The sequence below is a fragment of the Priestia koreensis genome, from assembly GCF_001274935.1.
In the GTDB taxonomy this organism is placed as follows: domain Bacteria; phylum Bacillota; class Bacilli; order Bacillales; family Bacillaceae_H; genus Bacillus_AG; species Bacillus_AG koreensis.
In genome coordinates, this window is the sequence record NZ_LILC01000006.1 from 58,850 (window position 1) to 84,925 (window position 26,076).

The 26,076-nt window shown below is 39.6% G+C and carries 22 protein-coding genes; 14 read left to right on the plus strand and 8 right to left on the minus strand.

The window, feature by feature from the left end:
* Window positions 1–9 precede the first annotated feature (9 nt).
* The 6 genes from AMD01_RS05035 to AMD01_RS05060 all read left to right on the plus strand — a co-directional run bounded on the left by AMD01_RS05035 (window position 10) and on the right by AMD01_RS05060 (window position 9,540).
* Window positions 10–354 carry a PrgI family protein gene (locus AMD01_RS05035; RefSeq protein WP_053400324.1) on the plus strand — a complete coding sequence of 115 codons (345 nt, stop codon included), beginning with the start codon at window positions 10–12 and terminating at the stop codon, window positions 352–354.
* Window positions 333–1,259 (plus strand): hypothetical protein, encoded by a 927-nt coding sequence (locus tag AMD01_RS05040; RefSeq protein WP_245638889.1) that lies wholly within the window; start codon window positions 333–335, stop codon window positions 1,257–1,259. Before AMD01_RS05035 ends, AMD01_RS05040 begins: the two co-directional genes overlap by 22 nt.
* Entirely contained in the window at window positions 1,228–3,366 is a 2,139-nt protein-coding gene (locus AMD01_RS05045) for a VirB4 family type IV secretion system protein (RefSeq protein ID WP_053400326.1), read from the plus strand. Before AMD01_RS05040 ends, AMD01_RS05045 begins: the two co-directional genes overlap by 32 nt.
* Before the next feature lie 11 nt (window positions 3,367–3,377).
* Complete coding sequence (locus AMD01_RS05050; RefSeq protein WP_053400327.1) at window positions 3,378–6,755, plus strand: glycine zipper family protein; 3,378 nt, start codon at window positions 3,378–3,380, stop codon at window positions 6,753–6,755.
* The gene (locus AMD01_RS24650) at window positions 6,755–8,617 is read left to right on the plus strand and encodes a C40 family peptidase (RefSeq protein ID WP_053400328.1); all 1,863 of its coding nucleotides are present in this window, start codon (window positions 6,755–6,757) and stop codon (window positions 8,615–8,617) included. The genes AMD01_RS05050 and AMD01_RS24650 overlap by 1 nt, the downstream gene beginning before the upstream one ends.
* Before the next feature lie 299 nt (window positions 8,618–8,916).
* Window positions 8,917–9,540 (plus strand): histidine phosphatase family protein, encoded by a 624-nt coding sequence (locus tag AMD01_RS05060; RefSeq protein WP_083446426.1) that lies wholly within the window; start codon window positions 8,917–8,919, stop codon window positions 9,538–9,540.
* A gap of 202 nt (window positions 9,541–9,742) precedes the next feature.
* On the opposite strand, the gene AMD01_RS05065 is transcribed toward AMD01_RS05060, so the two are convergent.
* Both AMD01_RS05065 and AMD01_RS05070 read right to left on the minus strand, forming a co-directional pair.
* Window positions 9,743–10,300, minus strand: coding sequence for a hypothetical protein (locus AMD01_RS05065; RefSeq protein WP_053400329.1), 558 nt, complete (start codon window positions 10,298–10,300; stop codon window positions 9,743–9,745).
* Complete coding sequence (locus AMD01_RS05070; protein ID WP_053400330.1) at window positions 10,291–11,343, minus strand: hypothetical protein; 1,053 nt, start codon at window positions 11,341–11,343, stop codon at window positions 10,291–10,293. Before AMD01_RS05070 ends, AMD01_RS05065 begins: the two co-directional genes overlap by 10 nt.
* Before the next feature lie 164 nt (window positions 11,344–11,507).
* On the opposite strand from AMD01_RS05070, the gene AMD01_RS05075 reads away from it, so the two are divergent.
* Window positions 11,508–12,527, plus strand: coding sequence for a CAP domain-containing protein (locus AMD01_RS05075; RefSeq protein ID WP_053400331.1), 1,020 nt, complete (start codon window positions 11,508–11,510; stop codon window positions 12,525–12,527).
* Between the two features lie 85 nt (window positions 12,528–12,612).
* Here AMD01_RS05075 and AMD01_RS05080 read toward each other — a convergent pair whose 3' ends face one another.
* The 3 genes from AMD01_RS05080 to AMD01_RS05090 form a co-directional block, all read right to left on the minus strand.
* The gene (locus AMD01_RS05080; RefSeq protein ID WP_053400332.1) at window positions 12,613–12,948 is read right to left on the minus strand and encodes a hypothetical protein; all 336 of its coding nucleotides are present in this window, start codon (window positions 12,946–12,948) and stop codon (window positions 12,613–12,615) included.
* A 297-nt stretch (window positions 12,949–13,245) separates the two neighbouring features.
* Complete coding sequence (locus AMD01_RS05085) at window positions 13,246–13,479, minus strand: phage holin (protein ID WP_053400333.1); 234 nt, start codon at window positions 13,477–13,479, stop codon at window positions 13,246–13,248.
* A 185-nt stretch (window positions 13,480–13,664) separates the two neighbouring features.
* Window positions 13,665–14,099 carry a transcriptional regulator gene (locus AMD01_RS05090; protein ID WP_053400334.1) on the minus strand — a complete coding sequence of 145 codons (435 nt, stop codon included), beginning with the start codon at window positions 14,097–14,099 and terminating at the stop codon, window positions 13,665–13,667.
* A 419-nt stretch (window positions 14,100–14,518) separates the two neighbouring features.
* On the opposite strand from AMD01_RS05090, the gene AMD01_RS05095 reads away from it, so the two are divergent.
* Window positions 14,519–14,851, plus strand: a complete 333-nt coding sequence (locus AMD01_RS05095; RefSeq protein WP_053400335.1) for a hypothetical protein — start codon at window positions 14,519–14,521, stop codon at window positions 14,849–14,851.
* A 258-nt stretch (window positions 14,852–15,109) separates the two neighbouring features.
* Here the strand turns inward: AMD01_RS05095 and AMD01_RS24575 are convergent, their stop codons facing one another.
* Both AMD01_RS24575 and AMD01_RS05105 read right to left on the minus strand, forming a co-directional pair.
* Window positions 15,110–17,218, minus strand: coding sequence for a phage tail tip lysozyme (locus AMD01_RS24575; protein WP_211263382.1), 2,109 nt, complete (start codon window positions 17,216–17,218; stop codon window positions 15,110–15,112).
* Window positions 17,219–17,384: 166 nt separating this feature from the next.
* Window positions 17,385–18,182, minus strand: a complete 798-nt coding sequence (locus AMD01_RS05105; protein WP_053400336.1) for a hypothetical protein — start codon at window positions 18,180–18,182, stop codon at window positions 17,385–17,387.
* 271 nt (window positions 18,183–18,453) lie between these two features.
* On the opposite strand from AMD01_RS05105, the gene AMD01_RS05110 reads away from it, so the two are divergent.
* Together AMD01_RS05110 and AMD01_RS23385 are read left to right on the plus strand one after the other, a co-directional pair.
* Entirely contained in the window at window positions 18,454–19,215 is a 762-nt protein-coding gene (locus tag AMD01_RS05110) for an isocitrate lyase/PEP mutase family protein (protein WP_053400337.1), read from the plus strand.
* A gap of 246 nt (window positions 19,216–19,461) precedes the next feature.
* Window positions 19,462–19,569, plus strand: a complete 108-nt coding sequence (locus tag AMD01_RS23385; RefSeq protein ID WP_083446427.1) for a hypothetical protein — start codon at window positions 19,462–19,464, stop codon at window positions 19,567–19,569.
* Window positions 19,570–19,622: 53 nt separating this feature from the next.
* Here AMD01_RS23385 and AMD01_RS05115 read toward each other — a convergent pair whose 3' ends face one another.
* Complete coding sequence (locus tag AMD01_RS05115; protein ID WP_053400338.1) at window positions 19,623–19,871, minus strand: hypothetical protein; 249 nt, start codon at window positions 19,869–19,871, stop codon at window positions 19,623–19,625.
* A 583-nt stretch (window positions 19,872–20,454) separates the two neighbouring features.
* Here AMD01_RS05115 and AMD01_RS23390 point away from each other — a divergent pair.
* The 4 genes from AMD01_RS23390 to cas8c all read left to right on the plus strand — a co-directional run bounded on the left by AMD01_RS23390 (window position 20,455) and on the right by cas8c (window position 26,063).
* A complete protein-coding gene (locus AMD01_RS23390) occupies window positions 20,455–20,592 on the plus strand; it encodes a YjcZ family sporulation protein (protein WP_083446428.1) in 138 nt (45 codons plus the stop codon).
* 429 nt (window positions 20,593–21,021) lie between these two features.
* Window positions 21,022–23,448 (plus strand): CRISPR-associated helicase/endonuclease Cas3, encoded by a 2,427-nt coding sequence (locus AMD01_RS05120; protein WP_053400339.1) that lies wholly within the window; start codon window positions 21,022–21,024, stop codon window positions 23,446–23,448.
* A 36-nt stretch (window positions 23,449–23,484) separates the two neighbouring features.
* Window positions 23,485–24,204, plus strand: coding sequence for a type I-C CRISPR-associated protein Cas5c (gene cas5c, locus AMD01_RS05125; RefSeq protein ID WP_053400340.1), 720 nt, complete (start codon window positions 23,485–23,487; stop codon window positions 24,202–24,204).
* Window positions 24,201–26,063, plus strand: a complete 1,863-nt coding sequence (gene cas8c, locus AMD01_RS05130; RefSeq protein ID WP_053400341.1) for a type I-C CRISPR-associated protein Cas8c/Csd1 — start codon at window positions 24,201–24,203, stop codon at window positions 26,061–26,063. Before cas5c ends, cas8c begins: the two co-directional genes overlap by 4 nt.
* The last annotated feature ends 13 nt before the right edge of the window (window positions 26,064–26,076 follow it).

Consider the following 26,076-nt stretch of genomic DNA (forward strand, 5'->3'; position numbering starts at 1 on the left):
GATGATTTCATGCGAAAAGTAACCGTTCCAGTGGATATGTCATCGGAACAGAAAACCATTTTAGGGATCTTGTCAAAACGACAACTTACGTATTTAGCTGTTGCGGGGGTGCTCATCTATTTTTATGGGCCATTCTTCTACCGAATGGCTCCTACCTTTTATCTAGGTGTTGCATTCTTTGTCCTTTCAGCACTTCCTACAGCTGCGCTCACCATTATGTTGGCGTTTGTGAGAAAGGAAAAGATGGGCATGTATTTTGATCGTTATCTCCTTACCAAAATGGGTCATAAAAATGAAGTTGGATTGTGGCGAAAAGGCACACACGCTAAAGAATGGATGGTGAAGCAGAAATGATCGATGCAATCGTACTAGTAGCAATGGGGTTAGGGTTTTATGTATTTGCACAGTTGATGCTTAAAGAACCCATCATCCCTTGGGGGAAAAAGAAGAAACGAGGAAATAAACAAGATCCGCCAAAAGGAAAGGGGCCCAAAAATAAAAAAAGTAACAATGGCAAAAAGAATGTAGGCGATGAGGAGGAACCCGATCCCTTTGAGGAGCTCTTTAGCGACATGGAGGAGATTGTGAAAAAGATGATTCGGTTTGAAAATGACCGCTTTGTCATGATTGCAGAGGTTGATCCCGTAAACTATTTCTTACTATCACCTGAAGAACAGGAAGCCATTGACCGTACATTTGAAACATGGCTTGCAACGTTACATTATCCCGTTCAAATTTACCTTCAAAATCGATACGTTGACTTATCCGATCCCATTGAAAAAATGCGTGACATTATGTTGGGACAAGATGACCTTCCCACCAATGCGATTGAATACGGTCAGTCCATGATTGAAGACTTAACAAGATGGCAAGAATTAACGCCACGTTACGAAACGAAGCGCTATCTGGCGATTTCGTACCAAGTAAATGTAAAAGAAATTAATGCAGATGATAAGGACGAATTAGAAGAAAAGATTCTTCAAAAAGCCACGAACGAATTATCTCGTCGCATGAGCGCGGCTGCCAATACACTCCGTAAAGCACGAATAGGTGTCAATCGCCTCGATAACGATGGCATCGGAGAACTGTTATATTTTGCCTTCAATCGAAAAAAAGCGCTGAAAAACCGCTATAAGGATATTGCTCAAAATGAAATGCTCGCGCTGTACACCACCGCGGATCAAGATGAACGTCATATCGAATTGGTAAAGGAGATGATTGAACGTGATGCGGAAGAAAAAGAAAAACAAGCAGGCTAAATCATCAGAAGAACAACAAGTAGACAGACAAGAGTCATCTACAATTGAATTTAGCTCGAAAGAGACTTCGAAAAAAGGCAAGAAGGGACAAGAGGGTCCGATCGATTACCAATGGGACACGAAACCAACGTTTTGGGACGTGGTTTCTCCAGAAGGAATGGTCATCGATTCGCCGGATTACGGAATCATTAAGCAATCACTTGGAACGAATACGTATTTCCGTCCGTTCTTTATCACACGTGACGGGTATCCTCGTAAAATGCAAACGACCTGGCTCAACACGCTGACATCTAGTGGAGAAATGGATGTTTTAATTGATATTCATAAAGTACCAAAGTCGGAAGCGGTCCGAACGCTTCAACGACAAGTCACGATGTTAGAATCCAACCTGTCATTTCAAACAAAACGAGGAAACACGGATCAAATTCAAGATCTTGAAACCAAGATTATGGATACGAATCAATTAATGAGCGAAATCCAGTTCTCAGAGAATGATAGTTACAATACGTCCGTTCTGGGTGTTCTGTATGGAGAAAGTGAAAAAGAATTGAATCGTTACAGTGAACGGCTTGAAGATGAACTAAAAGGAATGTTCTTCAAAGTGGCAACCACATGGTCACGAATTAGGAAGGGATTTCGTTCCGCCCTGCCATTCGGTCAAAACGAAATCCATGATTCGTTTCGCAATATGGATCGACGCGCTTTAAGTACATTCGCTCCCTTTATTAGTGGAAGTGGAACGTTCTTAGGTGGTGTACCCATCGGTATTAACCGTATCACAGGTCAAAAGGAATTTATCAACTCCTTTGGTAGTGAAGATTATCGCCCTCAAAACTACAACATGGGGATTCTTGGAATTCCGGGGTCAGGGAAAAGTTTGGCCATGAAGATGAAAATTGCGCGTGAAAATGCAGGAGCGAACGTGTACGCGAATATTATTGATCCAGAAGGTGAGTTTGTCCGCATTACGAAGCGTCTAGGAGGCATTAACCTTAACATCTCGGAAGAATCGGACATTATCATTAACCCATGTGCCATTAACTACACGGATATTCCCTTAGATGAAGACGATGAAGAAATGGATCTTTTGGAAGATGCCGATGATAAGGAGATTATTGAAAAGAACGGCAAGCGCTACATTCGATTCGTACCGGTTCGTGAGAAAGCGAACGAACTTCTCGCATTCTTTGACATCATTATTCGTGGAAAAGACTCAGCCGATTCAGGACTGGATGTGTTCGAACGAAATTACCTAGAAGAAGCCATTGAATACGTCTTTAAAGAGCTGGGCATTACCACACATCCAGAATCCCTCTTTAAAAATGAGGTTCAAACGGTTAATGGTCATATCGTACAATCCAAAGTTCGCAAACTGGAACCAGAAATTCTTCAAATTTATGAGTACCTCGTGGATAAGTATGGAGAGGATTTGAAAGCGGAGCGACTCATTGCGGGAATTAAACCATTCTTACGAACAGGTTCTAAACCGATCTTTGATGGACAAACATTTTTAGGGCGAGGAATTACGCAAACACTAATGGCGTCTCGATTGGTGAATTTTAATATTAGCCAAATGGAAGAAGGGTTCTTAAAGCCGATTGCGTACCATGTACTTCTTAACTACATATGGGAGCACTTTGTAAAAAACCTTGATAATGCCACGAAGAAAAAATATGTCTATTGCGATGAGCTATGGCAGTTTATCGATAACGATTTAACGGTAGCGTTCTTTGAAAAATTAGCGCGTCGTGCGCGTAAGCGTAACTGTGGGTTCTGTTGGGCTTCTCAGGACTTTGTCCGAATCTTAGAGCACCCGAAATCAAGGGGTATCCTAACCTCTACTTTCTCGTACCTGTTCTTTCAACAAAATAAGATCGATTTAAAACGAATTAAGGAGAACTTTGATTTAAGTAATGGAGAGGTCGAGATTCTCTTCAATAACCCTGGTAAGGGAGAAGGAATCTTCCGTGTGGGCGGTAGTTCTGTCTGGCTGCAGACCGATCCATCAGAGGAAGAAATGGTCTTTATTGAATCCAATACAGCCGTACTAGAAGAACTGTTAGAACGACGCAAGCGACAACGTTATCAAGACGAAACACCTGCATAGGAGGTGAGACAATGAATATTATTGATAAATTTATAGGAGTCATGGGGGATTTATTCGCTTCGATCTTTTCGTGGATTATCGCCCCATTTACCAAGCTATCCTCCATTAAAGATTTAATCTTCGGACGAGCGGATAGCACAAACGTTTTCTATACGTTTAGTCAGAAAGAGCTAGAAGCCATCTACACGCCTGGTATTTATATCATGACCACCTTGGCGGCCTTTGCGGTATTAGCGGGCATTATTATATGGGGAATGAAAATAAGTTCCTCAGGTATTAATCCTTCAACGCGATCAAGTTTTATTGAATTTGTGAAAGATTTAGCCATTGTAGCGATTGTCCTCGCGAACTTAGGAGAACTATACGCGATTCTATTTCAAATTAACGGCGGAATCGTCGATGTTTTTAGCGCCGCCTATGATTCGAAAATTAAGGATATGGCGAAGTCGATTACCAACGAACATAACGATGTCATTGGACAGCTCATTATTAACTTAACTCTATTAGGACTAAGTATCTGGGCGAACTTCTACTACATGATGAGACGCCTTACGCTTCTACTATTAATGGTCATGGGACCGTTAATGATGGCCATGTTCCTCATTCCTCGTTTTAAGGGAATGACAGGGGCTTGGATGAAGGAGCTGGTAGGTTCCATCTTTGTGCAGAGTATACATGCGTTCGTCTTCTGGATTTTGTCTAAGATGGCGGTAGGCGAAGACGTTGTCGCTTCCGTGATTTTGTATCTTATTTTTATTCCAGTCAGTGAATCACTTCGTGGCTTACTTGGCATGGGTGGCGGGATGCAGAGTAATTTAGGCAAAGCTGGCGCAATGGCGGGAATGTCCTCCATTATGGCGATGGCTGGCGCAGTAAAAGCGGCTCGTAGTGGATCATCCATGATGGATACGATGAGAGGAAAGATCAACCCTAAAAAAGAAGATCCAACATCCGCTTCGTCCGATTCAAACGTGCGAAACATGGAGCACAAAGATGATACCGATAAGATGCCATCTTTAAAAGCTGACAAGATGCTAGCGTTTGGTAAGAAAGGTGCGGCACTTGGAAAAGGGGCGCTTGGGGTAGCTGGTGCGCTTGCGGGTGCGCCACTAGGCGATGGAAAAGGCGCCTTTCTAGGAGCCGGAATTGGGACAGGTGTTGGGAATGCGCTTGGAGGCGCTGGTGCGCGATCAGCGTATGCGTTAGCACAAGGAATTGGGAACCGTTCTAAGAAGTTTATAGAAGGGTACCGTAGTAATCAAGTTGCCAGTGTCGAGGATCAAATTAGTGATCAAGTAGCCGACGCGGATACGACGGCATGGGCGAATGAAAACAAAGAACAGTTTATGAAAGATGCGAAAGCCCGTTTTCCAGACGCAAGCCCACAAGCCCTTGAACAAATGTGGGATCAGAAGGTGGCTGGTCAACGAGCGATGTTTAAAGAACAAGCGATGGCTGCCGTAAATAGTGCGAAAGCGTCAGACGGAAACATGGCGCGTGCTTCGGATCTTGCGAAAGCATCTGCGAAGGGATTAGCCAACACATGGGCAGAGGAGAACAAGGAACGCTTCATGGAAGCTTACCGAGAAGCGAATCCTCCGAAAGAAAACATGACGCCTAAAGAAGAAACCGCCTATCAGCAACGAGCGGAACAAGCATGGAAAAGTGAAGTGGGGCGCAAGGAAAAAGAATTTGGTCAAATGGCGTCCTCCGTTGCATCTAAACTCAGTAACGGTGTGCCAAACTCCTACGTGAGTAAAGGCGACTTTGCGAGTGCCATTGCGGAAAAGGCAACGGCAATGGATAAAGCAAGCTTTAAAGAAGCCATGTTAGCCAAAAATTCAAGTATGACGGATGATCAAATTGACGTGGAGTATCAAAAAACGGCGGGTCAACGTCAGAAGATGTTGATGGACGTAGCACAAGCAAGTGGAGAAACCGTCAAAGCAGGTTCTCTTCATACAGGTGGTCAAGTAAACCGTGGCTACTTAGCGAATCAGCTTGCGATGATGAAAACGACTCAAGATAAGGCTGAGTTCCGAGAGAATCTAAGTGGAACGAAATCAGATGATCAAATTGAAGTGGAATGGCAAAAGACTGCATCCGATGCCTTTAAAGGTAATCTAAAGGTTATAAGCGAGAATCTAAAAAGCAATATGTCCTCGCAATTAATCAACGTTCCTTCGAGTGTCAAAGGAATCAATGCCGTTCCTAGCGTCATGAAAAACATGGCTCAAGGATTTGTGGCGGCATCAGGCGTTCAAGAGATTAGTAAATTCGTAGGGGAAACGAAAGTGGGAGGCGCGGTGTCCAATGCGGTAGCGGGCGCTAGCGCTGGTTACACGATCACGAAGATGGATCAACTTCCCGCAGGGAATATGGTTCAAAAAGTCCAAAACGTGGCGACAGCGGTTCAACAAGGAGCGACAGCGGGCGTATCGGCGTTCAAGAATACGATGGCTGCGCCTCATCAAGTCATTAATCCTCTTGCGAAACAAGAAGGGTTCCGCAATACCGTTTCCTTTGTGGCGGGAGTAGCGGGTGGCGTCAAAATGTATCAAACGGGCGCTAAATTAGCGATGAAGCATAATCCGTATAACCAAGCGGCCAACTTAGCGATTAAAGAAGTGAGTGACATCGCTCAAATGGCACAGACGGTATCAGGACCACAAGGGGTCAAACAAATTGCAGGAAATGCGATCCAGTTGGTAACCACGCCTGAACAGTCGTATATCCAAGTACGTGATCATTCGGGTCAAACTCAAGTGGTCTCTCGTTACGGGACAGGGAATCCAACGCTGACAAAAGGACAAGTGGCGTACCAAGATTTAACGTTACAAAACGGTATGTTAGTGAATAACACGCCGAATGGTAAGCCGGTCTCGTATACCGTAGATAGTGGCGGAAGTAAAATTCCACTGAGCTTCGTTCCGGCGATCAATCCGAATCAATTATTAGTGAATCAACGTCAAACGGCTCAACCCAAAGCTGAGATTCCAGCCTTTAACCAAAAGGTCGATAGTGGCTCTTATTACGTTCAAGATGTCACACAACATACACCCAAACAAGTCCGTATGGTGGTCGAACGTGATCGTAGTTACATGGTCGCTCAAAATGCACAAGGAGAAACGTATCGTATTTCGCCTTATCAACAGGGCGATGCTCGTCTCGCACAAGGAGAGACCGTCTATACGAACTGTAAACTATCCGATAGTAAACTCATTAAAGAAGAGTCCTACATGAGCAAAGGGATGGGGGAAACGCCTTATGACTATACGTCTTCTGCCGATCCGAACGAGTACGTGCCGTACCAACCGAATAAGCGCTTAGCGAAGCGTAAAGAAGCCGATCGTTTCAGACAGGCTCAAGGTGTGGGAGGTAGCTGGTAATGGCGTTGAATCATGAGCCTCCTGAAGATCAAGGGTCAAAAATCAAACAACAAATTAAACAACAGATCAAACATCAAGCGTCCAAAGCCGCCCGTAAGGGAATGAAAAAGGTCGGGAAGAAAGCTGGAAAGGCTGCCGCAAAAGCGGCAGCCAAAGCCATCAAAATTATGCTTTTGGTTCTAAAAAAGATGTTGATTGCCTTTCTGTCCTTTATTGGTGTTCCGAGTACCTTTGTCACCCTTGCGATCATCTGTATTGTCGCCGTTCTTCTTCTCGTTTCTGCCATTTTCTTCGGAGAAGGAAAAGAACTAGATGACGACCAACAGAAGCTACATGATTACATGATGGAGCAGATCACCGACCAAGTAAACACGGACAGTAACATTCAAATGAACTATCGTGTTCCAGAAGGACTTGTATCCGCGATTATTCAGATTAATGAAATGCACAAAGAGCACGAGGACTATTATGAGCTGATCGATACAACGGTCGATAAGTTAAAGCCAACCTTTACGTATGAATCCTTTGAGACAGCCGATGAAACCAAGTCTCAGACTTGTTCTTCGGCCGGTCAATGTACAGAATCCCCGTCTACGACGTCCAAGAGTTCCGTCAAGCGCTTAACAGAAGTGACCGCGTGGAACGGGAAAGCAACGTTTACATACGGGGAAGAATGGGGAACGTGGCAGAAGCATACGACAAAGAATGAAGACGGTTCGTCTTCGACGACATGGACACGGAGTAAACAAGCGGTTGTGACAGGTCAAAAACAAAAAGAGGATTACACGAAGTTAGATGAAATTTTGGATTCCTTCGGGTACAAGATGAGTGATAAAAAAATGGTAGAAGCTTTTTATGAAGCGTCTGGGGGCATCATTCATTATACGGAATGGTTGAAAAACGGCAAAGTGGCTTTTGATAATGTCGGAATTGATATTATTGGGGTGGGTTCAAACGGGAACATCGTTCCTGGTAAAGGGGTGCCTCCTCAATTCATGCCAATGTATCTCAAAGGGCAATCCACTTTTGGAACGCCGTGGTATTATATCGCGGCTGTTCACTCCATTGAAACCCAGTTTTCAACGAATGCGACTACGTCATCAGCCGGCGCCTTCGGGGTCACTCAATTCATGCCGTGTACATGGGTAGGGTGGAGTTATCCGGGCTGTAAGGGATCCAAAGGAAACGTAGTCATGCCAAAAGAGACGTACACTAATTTATCTGTGATCGCTCGATACGGTGGGTATGGGGTAGACGGAAATGGCGATGGAAAAGCTGATCCATGGAACTTAGAGGACGGAATTCTCGCAACTGCCAAGTATTTAGGGGCAAATGGAATGCCAAGTGATCCGAAAAAAGCCTTTTACACCTATAACAATGCCAACTGGTATGTGACAAAAGCGATTAACCTTGGAGAAAAGTTTAAGAATGAAGCCAAAGAGATCCCTGTAGGGGGAGGAGGAAGTAGCAGCTCCTCAGCGGTCGTCAATGCGGGATCGGTCCTCATTGGAAAGACCGTCTATGTCTTCGGGGGTGGACGAAATCAAGGGGATATTAATGCAGGGCGCTTTGACTGTAGTAGTTTCGTTCACTGGGCCTTTGCGCAAGTCGGCATTAATCTTGGCAATCGAGGATCGGTGAGTACGGAAACGCTCAAAAATTTAGGATCGTCTGTACCTGTGAGTGATATGCAACCAGGGGACTTAGTATTCTTTGATACCTACAAGAAAGATGGGCATGTAGGAATTTATGCAGGAAACGGGAAGTTCTTAGGGTGTCAAGGGAAGACCGGCGTAGCCATTGCCGATATGTCAAAAGGGTATTTCCAGCGAAAGTTCAATGGTCGTGTACGACGAATTTAATGAGGGGAGTATTTTATACGGTCAGCAAACAAACTTCAACTCAAAAAACAGCACCTTCTAATAGAAGTTACTGTTTTTTGAGTTTAAATTCGCTCATCTGTAGGCTTTTAACTTAAGTTAAAAGCCTTTTATATTAAAATGTATAAAAAGGTGAATAAGCTATAACTAAAAAGAGGTGACGATACACAAGGCTCCTATGGAAAAACTAGTTCCTGAAGAGATTTTATGTAAACTAATGTTGTATAGGGTATACAATGAGTATTAAAGATTAATAATATGGTTTTTAGGGGGAATAAAGGGTGCTGAATTTATATTTAGTTAGGCATGGCCAAACAGAATGGAACGTTCAAAAAAGGATGCAGGGATGGGAGAACTCTAATTTGACCGAACTAGGCAAAAGAAATGCAATAGCTTTGGGAGAAAAATTGAAAGCTGTGACATTTGATGCTGTGTATACTAGTACAAGTGAAAGAACCATTGAAACAGCAAAACTTATTATTGGTAAACGGAATTTACATATTGAATCAGATAAAAATTTAAGAGAAATATTCCTTGGCGAATGGGAAGGAAAAACACATGAAGAGCTAAAGGCTTTATATCCTGAGCAGTATAATAATTTTTGGGAACAACCAGCAGATTATAAGCCATTTAATGGTGAAACCTTTGAGGAATTTAATAAGAGGGTTATTCTTGTGTTACAGAATATTATTTCTAATCATAAGGAGGGAAATGTTCTAATTGTAAGTCATTCAGTATTTTTAAAGTCTTTAATGATGCATGTCAAAGGCAAAGAAGTTCAGGAGTTATGGACGCCACCTTATGTGCATGATACTAGTCTTACGCTATTAGAGATAAAGGACAATACATATAAGGTGGTAGTTGAAGGAGACGTGACACATCTGGATTCTATAAAGTCTATTTAGTGTTACTACCTGGAAATACGTTTTATGTGAAGTGGTATTTTCGCTGACAAGAATTTATGGATATATTAGAAGAGTATTTCATATGAAAATATAATGATCTTGTATTGTACGACGAATGTAATGAAAAAAAAGCAATTATCCTTCTTAACGAATGGACGATTGCTTTCTTTTTTTCTTTTCGACTCTTTTTATAACATGTGATCTATCTATTGAATGATAAGACAGCATTCCTTGCCAATTTCCACGAACCGAATGTACGAATAAAGGTCATCGCGCTCGGTAAGTCATGTTCTTTGGCGTAATCATTCCATTTCCCCACAGAACGAAAATGGTCCAAATGAGCACGTGCAATCGGAATTAAATCGTCTTCTGTAAATTTGCGCTTTTTCGGCCTTCCAGAAAGTTTTAAGATTTCTTCCCACGAAAAATAATTGACGAGCGTTTTATACGTCGGTAATTTGTGTTCTTTTGCGTATTCATCCCATTGGGTACGATTTTCAATATGGCTGCCGTGTTCCTTTAAGATGTTACGAATTTCTTCTTTTTTTAGCTCAATAAACGCTTCGGTTTGGCTGTAGTTAGGGTTGATCTCTAAGAGGTCTTTGACCTTTTGTACCGAGCCAAACCGATAGATATAAGAAGACATACGGGGAAGGTCATGTTTTTTAGCATAGTCATCCCATATGGTTCTGGTCGCAAAATATTTGCGGTGTTGTTTCGCAATCTCCAGTAGTTCCTGTTGTTTTTCGGTTAAGTCCATTCGTTTTTGTCACCTTCTTTGTGCAATGTTATGTTTGACTTCTCGTCGTTTTGGTCGCTATCGAAATAATGCCCCATGCTTTCAAAGGCTTTTTTGACAAGGATGGCTATTTCTTCAGGAGAATGTTCTTGTTGTGTTGGACGCATCATCCGAACAATCTCTGCATTAGGTGTCTTCAAACCTTCTAACGCCATGCAAACACGGCGGTAATCATCTGCGGTGACTGCTTCATCTAATTCTTTTAGCAACTGGTCTTGGTTGTTAAAGTATCTCTCCTGAATCTTAAAACAGTATAGTCGATAATACAGGTCATCTTGAAACTTTTTATAAATTTGTTTAAATGTATGTGAATCCGATACATCGAAAAAACGCTCAAATTCATCGACGGAATCAACTTTGAACCGATGTGTAGCTGTCTGTGAATGAAATATACTTATTTCATGTGTGGGAATTTCTTGATCTGATAGGTTAACAGCCTCTAATGGAAGGAAAGAAACTATTTCCTCTGGCAGAGGATCAGCACCGAATTTAGGCTTTGGAAGAATAACATATAATTCTCCGTCTGCTTTTTCCCCAAGGACAAATGTGTAGTCACCTTCCGTTGGTAATTTGTAAATACGATCACTGGCATCTTCATTTGAAATTTGAATCGCTTCATTTCTAAGAACTGTTTTCATATGTTTGTGATACAGGTTTTTGTTTTGATAGAGATCTTTCATAATGTCGTCCATAGATAGGTAGGATTCGTCTGGCAGGAATGTTCGCTTATACCAGTTGACAATCCATTGAAGAACGATCGAGATGAACGCGATTCCTAAGAAGCCACCTACTACTATGAGTGTCCAAAACAACACAGTATGAAAGTGAGTGACCGAGTAGACGATCCCTGCGACGAACAGGACAGCAAGAATAACCTTCCTCATATACCATATCCCTAAAAGCCCACCTAGCAAAGCTAGAGTTCCAAGTACACCAAAATGGTAACGGTGAATCATATGGATGATTCCTGAAATCACAAGGCAACTAATAATAAATTTACGCATCAAACTCACTTCCCTTACTGTTTTTTTATAACTTTTTCATTTATTATAACATTATTTTCACTTTATGTTAATATATACATAAGAAATATTTTCCTTTATTTTTGGATCTTCTATTAAAATAAAGGAAGAAGAGTCAATATGACCAATGGAGAGGGGAAAAGAACATGAAAAAATGGACAAAGTGGGGAGTAGGAGCGCTTATGACGGTAAGTGTTCTGATAGGAAGCGGTCAACCTTCATCAGCTGCAGAAACGTCTACGGATACATACAAGGATTATCGTGCAAATGCCTATTGGTCCGAAGCCATGAAGTGGGGAATTGAGAAGGGCATCACAGAAGGATACAAGACAAGTGAAGGAATGCTTCTAAAGCCCGATCTTAGCATCACAGAGGCGCAATACTTGGCGTTCTTAATTCGTTATTTAGATAAAGAGGAATTAGCCCAAACAACGTCTAGTAGCCCGAATTGGAGTTCCAGCGTCTATAAGTTAGCTCAAAAATACAACCTATCGTATCAATTAGACAAAAAAGCACAGTCTCTTTCGATCACACGTGGAAAGGTTGCAACGATTCTCGCGGAAGTTATGACGAAAAAGAGACTAAGCAAGGAAGAAGCCGTCCAGTGGATGTACGATCAGCATATCACGGTGGGATATGGCAGCCAGCCGACTTATGACTCGTTCCAACCCAATACGCCGATTTCACGTGGGCAGATTATGACGTTCTTATATCGATTGGATCAGCAACCGATTGAGAAGTCCATTGGGCTTGTATTAGACTTAACCCTCCAACAAGAGGAGCAACAGGTAGGGGATATGGTCAACAGCGAACGAGCGAAAGCAGGAGAGAAAGCGTTAAGTATTGATCCTGTGCTAAGTGCGATCGCGCGTATTAAAGCGCAAGACATGGCGCTCAATGGGTACTTTGCTCATCTATCCCCCACGTATGGGAAAGTGGATGAACTAATTAAGATGGGGAACGTGCCCTATTTCAGTAGAGGAATGTATGGGGAGAACATCGCACTCGGATATCATACGGCTGAAAGCGTGATGGATGGCTGGATGAATAGCCCAAGTCATCATGACAATATTATGGATCATGACTACTCGCATATCGGCATTGGTTTGATTGAATGGAATGGTCGTAAATACTGGGTGCAGGAGTTCTTCGGTCGTACGTGGTGATAGACAAATTACCATATAGAGTTATATGTAATGTATTGTCTTTTTTGCGAGCAAGAGTATAAATTATTCTTGCTCGTATTTTATATTATTTGATTCGTCTGAAAGTATCTGTATCAGTTCTACTATGATAAAGAACAGCCATTGCAGCACTAGATTTTAAGTTGTGATAAGGATCATTTGTATTATTTATTATTCTATTGCAATTATTAATCATATAACGTAAGGCATTATGACTATCTTCAAGTGTTAAAGTCTTTACCCAACCTGGATCAGTAACATCTACATCAAACAGTTGATCTTCATTCACAATGGCTGTTTTACATCCGTAACAGCGCGCTTCCCCATCTGCTTCATAAATGTTCGTTGACTGGCACTCTTTGCAAGCAACTAATATAGGAAATCGCCTTTCAAGTGATACCATGGTTAAATTGTCTCCTTTATATCGAAATGTGAATTCTTATAAATTATGCTCGCCTAACTTTGGTTATAGCTCATTGATGTTTTCATTTTTTTATCTTGGGTTGTTTTCTACACGTTCTATATTCTTCTCCGGATGATCTATTTCCTTCATTTGCTTATATGTATGCAAAAAATATTAATCGCTACTGACAACCCTTAGTCATAGTGGTGGTGCTAATAAATCTTATTTATAAATCTATTAGACGATTAACTAACAAGTCAGTAGCGTATGAGAAAAAAAGGTACATAATATATTTTTTTATTTCGTCAAATTCGCTTGTTTTAACACTTCTTTTTGTTGATGGCCTCTTCTGGTTACGTAGTTATTTTTGTACCAAGCTACTCCAGAAGTAACAAAAGTGAAAAGTAGGGAGATCAGCTGTTCCAATTGGTCATCTTTTATAGGTAGAGGCGATTTGTGGTAGATGACTAGTATTTGGTTAATTAGGGCAACTAGTAATGTGCTAGTTCTGACAATTGTACCTTTATCCAAAGTCTCATCTCCTTCAGTATTTTTGGTGGTTTAAAAGTAACAGCCTATGACTTTTCTATATATGTAAGAAATGTGATGCAAGGTATGTTAATAGAAACATACAAGCATCTGAGTATAGTATGAAAATAGTTAAGGTAGGAGATAAATTTAGGAGTGTTTAATCAAACGATTAAACTCCGTATGAATTACATAAAGATAACAGTCCCTAGACTGATTAATAATTTATCCATCACTTGATTACGAATGACAAAAAGTGCTTTATCGCTGTATCCAATCTCTAATGCACTCTTTTCAATGGTCCAATTTTTAAAGTATCGGTACTGGATAAATTTTGTCTCTAGTTCAGTTAACTCTGATAATGAAGTATCGATCGAAGTGGTAATAAGGTGAAGCTGATTTAGTTCATTCGTAATCATATCTTTGGACTCATGAAAGTGGTAACAATCACCTGCATTTTCAGCAAATAGAATTTTGTTATTTTTATTTGCTGAAATAAAGTCTAGTTGCTTTGTTAAATTGAGAGATGCGAGCTTATAGTTTTTGTAATTCTTTAAATGTTTTTCAATATTTTTTACTAATCTTTTTCTCTCCGCCTTACTGATTTCCTGATGCAGATACATAAAATTTCCCCCTTCTTTTTCTAGAAAATAGAACATTTGTTCTTGTTTTCGTAAATACATTATACCTCAAAAATGTTTTAATATGGTAAAAAATGATGTATTTCCCTTAAAATTGTTACTATATGCTCATTATAGTCTTAATTTTTAGATTATTTTCTAACGTTTATTACAGAAAAATGAACTAAAAATCCACAATTTGTCTTATTGTCTTCTCTCGTATAGGACATTTTACGTGATTTCGCCTGTCATCCAAAGATGTATTCGTCCAATGTATATTTTGTATAAGAGTATTACCAATGATTTTTGGGAGTTTCGTTAGAGATAGTGAATACTCCGATAACTCCTTCACTTGTTAAGGTAATAGTGAACGAAGATAGATAAAAAGTTCAAAAATTAGACATAGGGAAGGAGAGGGGAGTATGGAAAAGCAAACAACAGGAGTGGTGATCACATTGCGTGAAATATATGATTCTGTTCAGAATGTAGGCGATTCTCTAAAACGAATGGAAGAAAAACTAGTGCACTTAGAAGAAAAATCACTACGTGCTGTGAAAGCCGATGAGAGTAGCAGAGAAGCGCTTAATATCTCTAGAGAAGCATATAAATTAGCTAAAGAATCATCTGAAGCTATACAGAGTTATGAGCGCTCTAGAAACCAACAGCGACAATGGTTTATTCGAACATTGATTGCAGCTGTAATTCCTTATGTGGTATCTTGTGCCATCGGTTTGTTTTACATGTTTGGCAAATGATTGATACTAACAAGTACCATTAATTTTCTTTAAAGTCACGATGTGTAAACACGTAAAAAAGCAAAAGAGCACGAGGATCTAAACTCCGAATGCTGTTTTGCTTTTTTAGATTAACTAATAGTCATCATAGGAATAGGGAAAGTTTTTCTCATCTTATAAAACAAAAAAACGATCTTGAAAATTAAGATCGTTTTTTTGTTTGTATATAGGATTTTACTAGAATTAACGTAGAAATATATTGTGTCTAAACTCAGTTAGTTACTTCGATACTTTTAAGACTTGCCCAATTTGAATAGCATTTGCATTGGTAATGTTGTTCCAAGATTGAAGCTGCGTGACTGTTACGCCAAATTTTATTGCAATCCCACTAAGTGTATCGCCCGATTTAACGGTGTATGTGGTTGGGTTAGTGCTACCACTTGTAGGAGCTTTGACTTTCAGTACTTGCCCAACTTGAATCGTATCGGCGTTTGAGATGTTGTTCCAAGATTGAAGCTGTGAAACGGTCACGCCAAACTTCACAGCAATCTCACTAAGTGTGTCGCCCGATTTAACGGTGTAAGTGGATACGGTTGAATCGCCACCACCACTTGTAGGAGCTTTGACCTTTAAGACTTGTCCAATTTGAATGGTATCAGCGTTTGAGATGTTGTTCCACGATTGAAGTTGCGCTACGGTTACGCCGAATTTCACTGCAATTCCACTAAGTGTATCACCTGATTTAACGGTGTACGTGGATACGGTTGAATCGCCACCACCACTCGTAGGAGCTTTAACTTTCAAAACTTGTCCAATCTTAATCACATCAGCGTTTGAGATGTTGTTCCACGATTGAAGTTGCGCTACGGTTACGCCGAATTTCACTGCAATTCCACTAAGTGTATCACCTGATTTAACGGTGTACGTGGATACGGTTGAATCACCGCCGCCACTCGTAGGAGCTTTAACTTTCAAAACTTGTCCAATCTTAATCACATCAGCGTCTGAGATGTTGTTCCATGACTGAAGCTGTGCCACAGTTACGCCGAATTTTACAGCGATCCCACTAAGTGTGTCGCCCGATTTAACGGTGTAAGTGGATACGGTTGAATCGCCACCAGATCCACCAGAGTCACCACCAGATCCACCGTCACTGGTAGGGGCTTTGACTTTCAGAACTTGTCCTACTTTAATGACATCAGCGTTTGAGATATTGTTCCACGATTGAAGTTGTGCCACGGTTACGCCAAACTTCGCAGCAATGGCACTAAGCGTGTCGCCGGATTTAACCGTATATGTGGATGTGTTTGATCCACCTCCGTCATTCCCACCGCTACCGCCACTACCTGAATCATTGTTACCGTTACCAGTTAGATAACTATACCATCCACTAGCCATTCCATCTCGCTCAGGGTGTAGATCAGCTGGACGTTCAAAATTTCGTTGGAAGGTACGTGCTGCTAGGACAGGATCTTTTAACTGCGTAAATTCTTTTGCTGTATAAGGATAAGAACTTGTTTTTAAGTATTGCCCTCCATTATACATATGCCAGTTAAGGAGATTTAGTTGCGTATAAATATTTCGGTAATCACCAGGGATACCGGCTGTTTTAAGTAATTGTTGGATATAGTCAATACCTTTCACATCTTTATTTGTACTTGTCCATTGCACTAAACCATATCCACGACCACTGCCATATTCGGAAATGTCTGGTTTAATGTGAGACTCTTGCTCCATGTTTCCTAATAAACCTGCAATAGCAGCAATCGTCCAGTCTTTATCTTTAAAGTACTCTGTAATGATTTTAACGTTGTTAATTTGCTCCTGAGAATATCCAGATCGGGAAGGATAGGTAGGTACAGTAGGCTCGGTTGGTTCATCGGGCTCAGTTGGCTCTGATGGTGTAGCACCTTCTAATTGTTTTCTGAAGCTAAACCAGTCTGTCCACTTACCGTCTTTATTCAAGAATTGAGGACAGTTTTTACGACTCGCATCATAATGACGTACTACTTTACTAAGTGAAACATCATACTTCGTTTGTAACTTCATAATAAGGTCGATGGTGTTTTTGATCGTATCTTCATGAATATATCCGCCGCTTTCAACAATCATTTCAATCCCAATGGAGTTTGCGTTCGTAATACCATAGGTCCCATGTCCATCACCACAATGCCATGCGCTGTTCGTTTCTTCAACGACTTGATAAATAGATGTACGGTCGACGAAATAATGAGCTGACGATTGACGATCTCCGCCACCGAAGTAGTCCGCATTATTCTTAGCCGTTTGGCCCTTTACACCAACGTCATGAACGACAATGTAATTAACTGAATTTCCGTTACGACTTGAAAAATTATACTTCGAGATTTGTCTTGTAATACTCAACATTTAACCAACACTCCCTGCATGAATTTGTTTGTAAAAGCTTTTACAAATTAATCATACAGTGGATGTTCGCTTCGAAAATCTAAGCAATATTCAAAGAATATCTAGGTAAAACTCCATAAAAAATCAGGACAAAGTCATATTTGTCCTGATCTAGGTGGAACCTATTTTACTTTATGGTACTTTGTTCAAAGTCTTGAACTAACATGACCTGGGATTTTCCATCATATGAAACCCAGTTAACCGAATCAATATGAACTTTACGATTAATGACAGGTAAATCAACGAGGATATTTCGACTAATATTCATCATAGCATCTGTTCGTTTATCCTCATTTGGTGCGCCGTTTTTAAAGATTGTATCAATTTCTTGCCCGAATTGTTTCGTATTAGGCAGAATATCTACTTTATAATCGATTCGATCTGTCCCTTTAATCTTACCTAAGTTCTTTGTTTTATAGTGAGCACCTTCAATAATATAGTTTGTATTTAAATACGTATCCAAATCAAAGTTCTTTAAATGGCTATCAGGATCACTGGAATCTTTTCGGTTTTCACCAGTGGAACTTCCAGCAGCGGTTTCGTCTTTAGCTGTATCCTCTTTATCCTCTGATTTTGAGCTGTTACTATCTTTATTTGGTTGGGACTCTGAATTTTTGTTGCTGTTATCTTTACTCGTATCGCTGTCTGATTTTGTCCCATCATTGTTTTTGGTTGCTTGGTCGTCTGATGTGGTATTGTTACTTCCATTGGCATCGGAAGGTTTACTAGATGTTTCAACATCGGTTGAATTGTTTGTATTTTCATCGGTCTCAGAAGATGGGTTTGATGACGTTTCCGTACTTTCTTTATTTTTATCATTATTTGAAGGTGGAGAGGACTCTTCATCTTTCCCAGAGCAAGCGCTAAATAGTGCGATTATTAGAGTTAAAAATAGTACAGTAGAGAGCAGCTTTCGTTTCCTCATTGATAAACATCCCTTTCTTAATCATAAGATTTTTACATTATAACATTCCTTTTAATTCCTTTTAATCCAACATAAGTAATTTTATGGAGCTGTCGAAGGTGTGAAAACGATACAAAATAACAAAAAATTAAGTCTTTAGAACTAATCTGAGAGTTAGTTCCTGTATGTTGAAAAATAAGGAAAATTAAAGATTGGTGTTAATTTTTTTGGTTTTTAAGAGGTAAGGGTTTGTTAGTATAAGCGTATCAAAATGTGAAAAGAGGAATTAAACATGGCAAAAAATCAATTTCAAAAGTTTAAAGAGTTACATTACCGAGAGGATGTGTTACACCTCTTTAATTGTTGGGATGTAATGTCTGCAAAAATTATTGAGGATAAAGGTGCCAAAGCATTAGCGACTAGTAGTTACGCGGTTGGCGATGCTTGGGGATGCGCAGATGGAGAAGAACTACCTTTTGAATATTTAGTTTGGTTTTCTAAGCAACTAGCTGCTAATTCTAATGTGCCTGTTTCCGTTGATGCAGAAGGGTTATATGCAGATTCTCTAGAAACACTTTACAATAATGCTCAATCTCTTTTTAGGACAGGGATTTCAGGGATCAATTTTGAAGATAAAAAAATTCGCTCTCATACTTATGAGCTATGGAATGTTGATGAACAAGCAGAACGAATTAAAACTCTGAAGCATGTTACCTCATCCTTAAATACCGATATATTTGTTAATGCAAGAACAGACATATTTTTCAAAGAAGAGAATCACTCTACGGATTTAGTAAAAGAAGCGGTAGATAGAGCAGGAGCATATGCTGATGCGGGTGCCGATGGCATATTTATCCCTGGCCTAACCAATATTGAACTGATTGAGGAATTTTCTAAAAAATCCCCTTTGCCAGTCAACATTATGCTAGATTCATCTACTGTTGCTGAGAATATGAACTGGAAAAATGTTGGTGTAATCAGGGTAAGCTATGGACCCCATTCTTATTTCCAAGCACAAAATATCTTAGCGAAGCATCTCACATTTAGCATTTAGAAGAAGGATTGAAATCTGTGATAAATGATCGAATAACCATAGATGCATTTTACACAATGCTAGTAGACAAAAATTCAAACGATGAGGGAAATTTTTATGTAGGGTTATAAAGTGCGATATTATCTATATTGAAGACTTGAACACTTAAGGGAGTTACACCATTATAAGTTAACAAAAACAATTGGTGATTGATCATGGCCATAATTTGTATTGAAATTAGGATGCAAAGCGAAATGCTGTGGCAAAATGATCGTAAAAATAAGCAGATGGTTTCAGTCTAGTCAACGATGTTCAAAATGCGGACATCATGATGATAAAAAGACGCTTGAAATAAGAAAGTGGGCGTTAGTTTAAGGATGAGAGACCTCTCACTAAAAAGTGAAAGGTCTCTCAAAGCTAGAGTGGATTCAGCGTGAACGTCTACGGCGATTGTGAGAACAGTTATTTCCTTTACAGCCATCCGGTACACCTGGATCAATCACTTCATTGAAGTTCTCTTCTTCGTAGACATGACGAGGTACATATTGAATATGTTCTCGATTAATCCGTTTAATCGGGTGAACGAAAATGATTTCTTCTTTTCGATACGTATCGCAATAAATATACTCTGGATCACAATAAACCACTTTTGGTTTACGACAATTTCGTTTGTCCATACTAGATCACCACCTCACTCTAGTAAATGCCACAGAGAGATAGTTGGTGTTGGACAAATTCATTAATTTTAGTTGTTCTCTTTTTTTCTTGTAGAAAAGAGGAAAATAGTAATGGTTTAAATGTATAATATTACCTCTTGTGGAAGCATAAGTTTATAGCAGGCTAAAGATGGTATCCTTTTTAGCCTGCTTTCTTTGTTGACTCAGATCGTGGATGGAACAGTCACAAGTACTAAATACATGAGCGTCACCCCATGTATTTCAGTACACACTAGATAGTCTTTGTATAAGAATGCGCTCGTACTGTCCCTATCAGTAACGAGCTATGTATTCTTATCAAAGGCTATTTGTGTTTGTTGATCGTATGTAAGCAGACAACAGGTCACGCCACTTGCTGTCTGCCGAAGGAAATAGCATCTCATAACGATGCAGGTCTGGTTGTTAGGCATGATGTAGTGTATGTAGGCGATGGGAAAGTGTTCATAAACAAAGTGAAGAAAAAAATGGAGAAGGGGTGACAGGAGCATTTTTAATGCAATGACATATGCTGAGGGTAACCGGTAAGTAGATGGAGGTGTACGATATGGGAGCATATGGTTGTGAAGGCGGCTACGGATTTGGAAGCGGATTTGCTTTATTGATTGTCCTCTTTATCTTATTAGTCATTATTGGCTGTTCTTGTTTTGGAGGCGGCTATGGTGGAGGATATGGTGTTTGCTAAGGCTTACAACCTTTTATAAAAAGCCAGCTCATTGCTGGCTCCTTATACATACAGTTGAACAATACGTAACAAAAAGAGGGGAGAAGACTAACCCCTTTTTTTGTTAGGTAATAGAGATGGCCTATTGCCTTTAGGGTGAAGGAATAGTTGCTCCTTTATATTATTAGTAAGTGGATATAATTTATACGTTTCAGAAATGTAACATGACTTTGTAGTTATTTACGATTTATGTACCTTATATTTTTTGTTAAATATTTCTAAAAATAGTGTGTTTTATTGAAAAATCAGTCCTTTATTATGGAAGATTTCAGTAAAAGTTCATTACGTCTAATATGGACAACTAGTATTTTTCAGATATACCAAAAAAAGTATATCTAATGATGTATGATAGACATATAAGACAATTATCCTATTGTAAGGAGTATTCCCATGCCATATATAGCTCATATTCGAAAAGAAGATGGCGGTATTCAAACTGTTCGAGAGCATTTAATTGAAGTGAAAGAACTTGCTGAATCCTATGGTGAAAAAATCAATGTGAAACATCTATCAGGGCTTGCAGGGATGCTTCATGATCTCGGAAAATATACAAACGAATTTCGTGATTACATCTTAGCGGCCGTCCAGAATCCAGATGCTCCACCGAGAAAAGGAAGTGTGGATCACTCTACAGCCGGTGGGAAATTCTTATATCAATTGCTTCATACAGAGAATATGGTGCCATCGCAAGCGTTAGTAGCTGAGGTCGTGGGTAATGCCATTATTTCGCATCACTCCTACCTTCAAGACTTTCTTTCACCTAATTTAGAGTCGCCATTTCTATTACGAGTACGTGATAAAAAAGCAAAAGAATTAGAGGGGTTTGAAGAAATAAAACATCTTTTTTATCAAGAAGTTATAAGTTCAGAAGAATTCAAACAGTATATTATGAATGCGACAACGGAGCTAGAAGCCTATCTATCGAAGGATTCTTCTGATTCACTGGAAAATAAGCTTCTTTTCTTAAGCAAATATCTATTTAGTACCCTGATCGATGCGGATCGGACGAATACTCGGCTTTATGAAGAGAATAGTGGGGGAGAAGAAGAAGTCAATCACTCTGAACTCTTTGAAACGTATTACAAAAGAGTTCTAAAGAAAATTGAGTCTTTCTCAGTGGATACACCTATTAATCAATTAAGAGCCAATATGTCGTTGCAGTGCGATGAATTTGCTGAAAAGCCATCCGGTATCTATACCTTATCTATCCCGACCGGTGGTGGGAAGACCTTAGCAAGTTTACGATACGCGCTCAAGCATGCGATTCGCCATGGGAAAAGGCAAATTATCTATGTGGTCCCTTTCACAACGATTATTGAGCAAAATGCAGCTGAAATTCGCAACATCTTACAAGACGATATTCATATCTTGGAGCACCATTCAAATGTGATTGAAGATGTAGAAGATGATGAAAATGAAGATGGATACGCAAGTATGAATCAGCGCTTAAAGTTAGCAAAAGATAAGTGGGATTCGCCTATCATCTTGACCACAATGGTTCAATTTTTAAATGTCTTTTATTCAAAGGGAAACCGAAATAGTAGACGTCTTCATAATCTGGCACAATCGGTTATCATTTTTGATGAAGTGCAAAAGGTACCTGTGTCATGTGTTTCTTTGTTTAATCAGGCCTTAAACTTTTTGAAAACGTATGCGGGGTGCAGTATTCTCCTTTGTACAGCTACTCAACCCGCGTTAGACTTTGTGGAATATAAATTAGATATCCATAAGGACGCTGAAATTGTTCAAAATTTAGATGGAGTGGTTCGGTCATTTAAACGAGTAAACATGGTTGATCAGGCGACGGAAGAACCATTTTCGACTTATCAACTCGCCTCATTTATTCATGAAAAGCAAAAAGAAGCGCAAAGTATTTTAATCATCTTAAATACCAAAACCGTCGTCAAGGCTTTATATGAAACATTAAAAGAAAAGGAACCATATATTCCAATCTATCATCTCAGCACTTCAATGTGTGCTGCCCATAGAAAGCAGATTCTGACCGAAATTAGACAGTTATTACGAGATGAACATCCTGTAATTTGCATAAGCACACAGCTTATCGAAGCGGGTGTAGATGTAAGTTTTCATTGTGTCATTCGCTCGCTATCTGGATTAGATTCCATCGCTCAGGCAGCTGGAAGATGTAATAGACATGGTGAAAAAGGGATAAAAGACGTTTATCTGATTGATCATGCAGAAGAGAATTTAAAATTCCTCAAAGAAATTAAAGTGGGGAAAGAAATTACGAAAAAGATTTTACTAGACATGAAAAAGAACAGCAAAAGTCACGGTGGTGATTTGTTATCAAAAATAGCGATGGATCACTACTTCCACCATTACTATTCTGATCCTGAACTATCGTCTAAGCTGAATTACTTTGTTCCTAAGCTGGAAAAAAATATGACGGACTTATTAACGGAAACCAAACGAACGTATAGTTACCATGATGCGTATGTAAGTAAGCATGGAAAACCTGTTCCATTGTTCCTGGTCAATAGTTATAAAACGGCTGCCGATCATTTTGAGGTCATCGATAATGTAACGACAAGTGTACTGGTTCCGTACGGAGAAGGTAAGGAGTTAATTGCTACTCTAAGCGGAGAAGAAAATATTGACGATATTACTAAGCTCTTGCGAACAGGTCAACAGTATTCTGTGAACGTCTTTCAATATGAATTGGACAAGCTATCTGAAAATCAAGCACTTATCTCTTACTTTGATGGGAAATTACTAGCCATTAAAGAATCTGCCTATAGTAACGAGTATGGAGTGAATTTGAACAATGATAGTCCAATAGACATTTCAATATTCTAGTACAACCATAACTAAATGGAATGAAGAGGTGAGGAAATGAGAAATGCAATTGAATTTGAAGTGTATGGAAAATATGCGCTTTTCACAGATCCCCTAACAAAGTTGGGTGGAGAAAAGTATTCATACCATGTTCCGACATATCAAGCGTTAAAGGGAATTGTGGAATCGATTTACTGGAAGCCTAGTTTGATTATGGTAGTAGATGCTATTCGAGTGATGAATCCAATTCGCATGGAATCAAAAGGGATGCGTCCCATTGAGTATGGTGGTGGGAATACATTAGCGAGTTATACGTATTTAAAGGATGTACGCTATCAAGTAAGAGCCCACTTTGTTTTTAATTCCTACAGGACGGATTTATCTTTTGATCATAATGAACATAAACATCATAACATTTTAAAGCGTTCTTTAAAGGTAGGGGGAAGAAGAGATATTTTCTTGGGAACAAGAGAATGCCAAGGATATGTAGAACCGTGTGTGTTTGGTGAGGGAGAAAGTTTTTATGACCAATATGGTGATTTACATATGGGAACGATGATTCATGGAATTAACTATCCTGATGAAACAAGTCATGGTCATATGGAAGTGCGATTATGGAATCCTACTATGAGAAATGGCATCATTGAGTTTCTTTCTCCGGATCAATGTTCACATGTACGTCGAATTGGAGCAGGAAGTCCTAAACATTTTGATCATCACAATGTTCAATCAGTCGATGATTTATTCTATGAGTTAGAAGGGACGACAACTACATGAGTTGGCTGCTGAACTTATATGAAACCTACGAAGCAAACTTAGATAGAGTGGGTGAAGTTGAACAGAAACGTAATGGCCAAGAATATACGCTTATACCCATCTCACATACGACTCAAAATGCTCATATTGAGGTGGAGATTACGGAAGACGGACATTTCCATTCTGCACGTGTTTTAGACAAAAATGAATCTAATACTCTTATACCTTGCACAGAAGATGCATCAAGTCGGTCAGGGTCAAAAGTAGCGCCTTATCCACTTCATGACAAACTACCTTATGTAGCAGGAGACTTTTCGACTTATACAGGAAACAGCAAGAGTGATCGCTCTTTTGATGCCTACATAAAGCAACTGGGCGAATGGGCAAATTCAGCGTATAGTACCTCAACATTAAAAAGCGTGTTTCAGTATCTTCAAAAGAAAACGCTTATTAAAGATTTAGCCGATGCTCGTATATTGTGGACCGATTCAAAAGGTAGCTTAATAGATAAGTGGGAGAAGAAGTACGAGGAACTATCTCCTCAAAAGCCTGACATTTTCTCAGCTCTTCCTGGAAGCATGGATGGGGCATTTATTCGATTTAATGTTTATTCTCCCGATTCCGATTCCCCAAAAATATGGCGAGATCCAGACATGTATCAATCATTTATTTCTTATTATAAGGACCAACTGAGTGAACCTGACTTTTGCTATGTAACAGGACAAGTGAAGCCAGTTACCGAGAGACATGCAAATAAGATTCGAAATGCGGGAGATAAAGCAAAGATCATTTCCTCTAACGATAATAGTGGCTTCACGTTCCGTGGGAGATTTAGTAAAAGCCACGAAGTAGCCAGCGTTAGCTATGACGTTTCTCAAAAAGCACACAATGCACTAAAGTGGTTGATTAATCGTCAAGGAAAAGTCATTGATGAAAGGGTTTTTCTAATATGGGAAAACAATCAGAACAATACTCCGGACTTTTTCGATGACCCTTTTTCACTAGAACCATTTGTAGTCGAAAAGAAGGCATTCACAAATAAGGAATTTGCAAAAGAAGTATCAAAGGCGTTAGATGGGTATCGATCAGATCTAGATATAAAAAGTGAGGTAAACATTCTTATCTTAGATGCTGCGACTACAGGTCGATTAGCGGTTCTCTATTATCGTAATTTGGATAAAAATCTATATTTAGATCGCTTAAAGGCATGGTATACCACCTGTTTGTGGTATCAATCCTTTTATAAAAAAGAAGAGAAGCGTTCCATTCAAGTGATAGGAACGCCGGTACCCAAAGATATTGCTTTTGGGTGCTTTGGGTCAAAAGTAAACGACAAGATTATTAAGAGTGTAGTCGAGCGATTGTCTCCCTGCATTCTTGATGGAAAGAAAATACCGACAGATTTAATAAGAAATGCAGTTACAAGGGCATCTAATCCGTTGTCCATGGACACATGGGAGTGGGAGAAAACGTTAAGTATTGCATGTGCTCTAGTAAATAAAGAGGAGAGATATGAAATGTCTTTAGATGTGGAGAGTCAGGATCGAGATTATTTATTCGGACGTTTATTGGCAATCGCTGATGTGTTAGAAAGAAGAGCACTAGCAAACAATGAAAGTCGACCAACAAACGCCATGCGTTACATGACCGCTTTTTCAAAACATCCTTTACGAACGTGGAAAGTCATTCAGGAATTATTGCAACCCTATCAAATTCGATTGGGCAGTAATGCTACTTACTTAACAAAGCTTATTGATGAAGTAGCATCTAAAATTGATTTCAGTGATTTTAATAATCAACCACTTTCAGGAAAGTATTTATTAGGTTTCTATAGTCAGCGTCATGAATTATACAAGAAAAAAGAGAGTGTTACGAATTAAAAAATAGCCATTA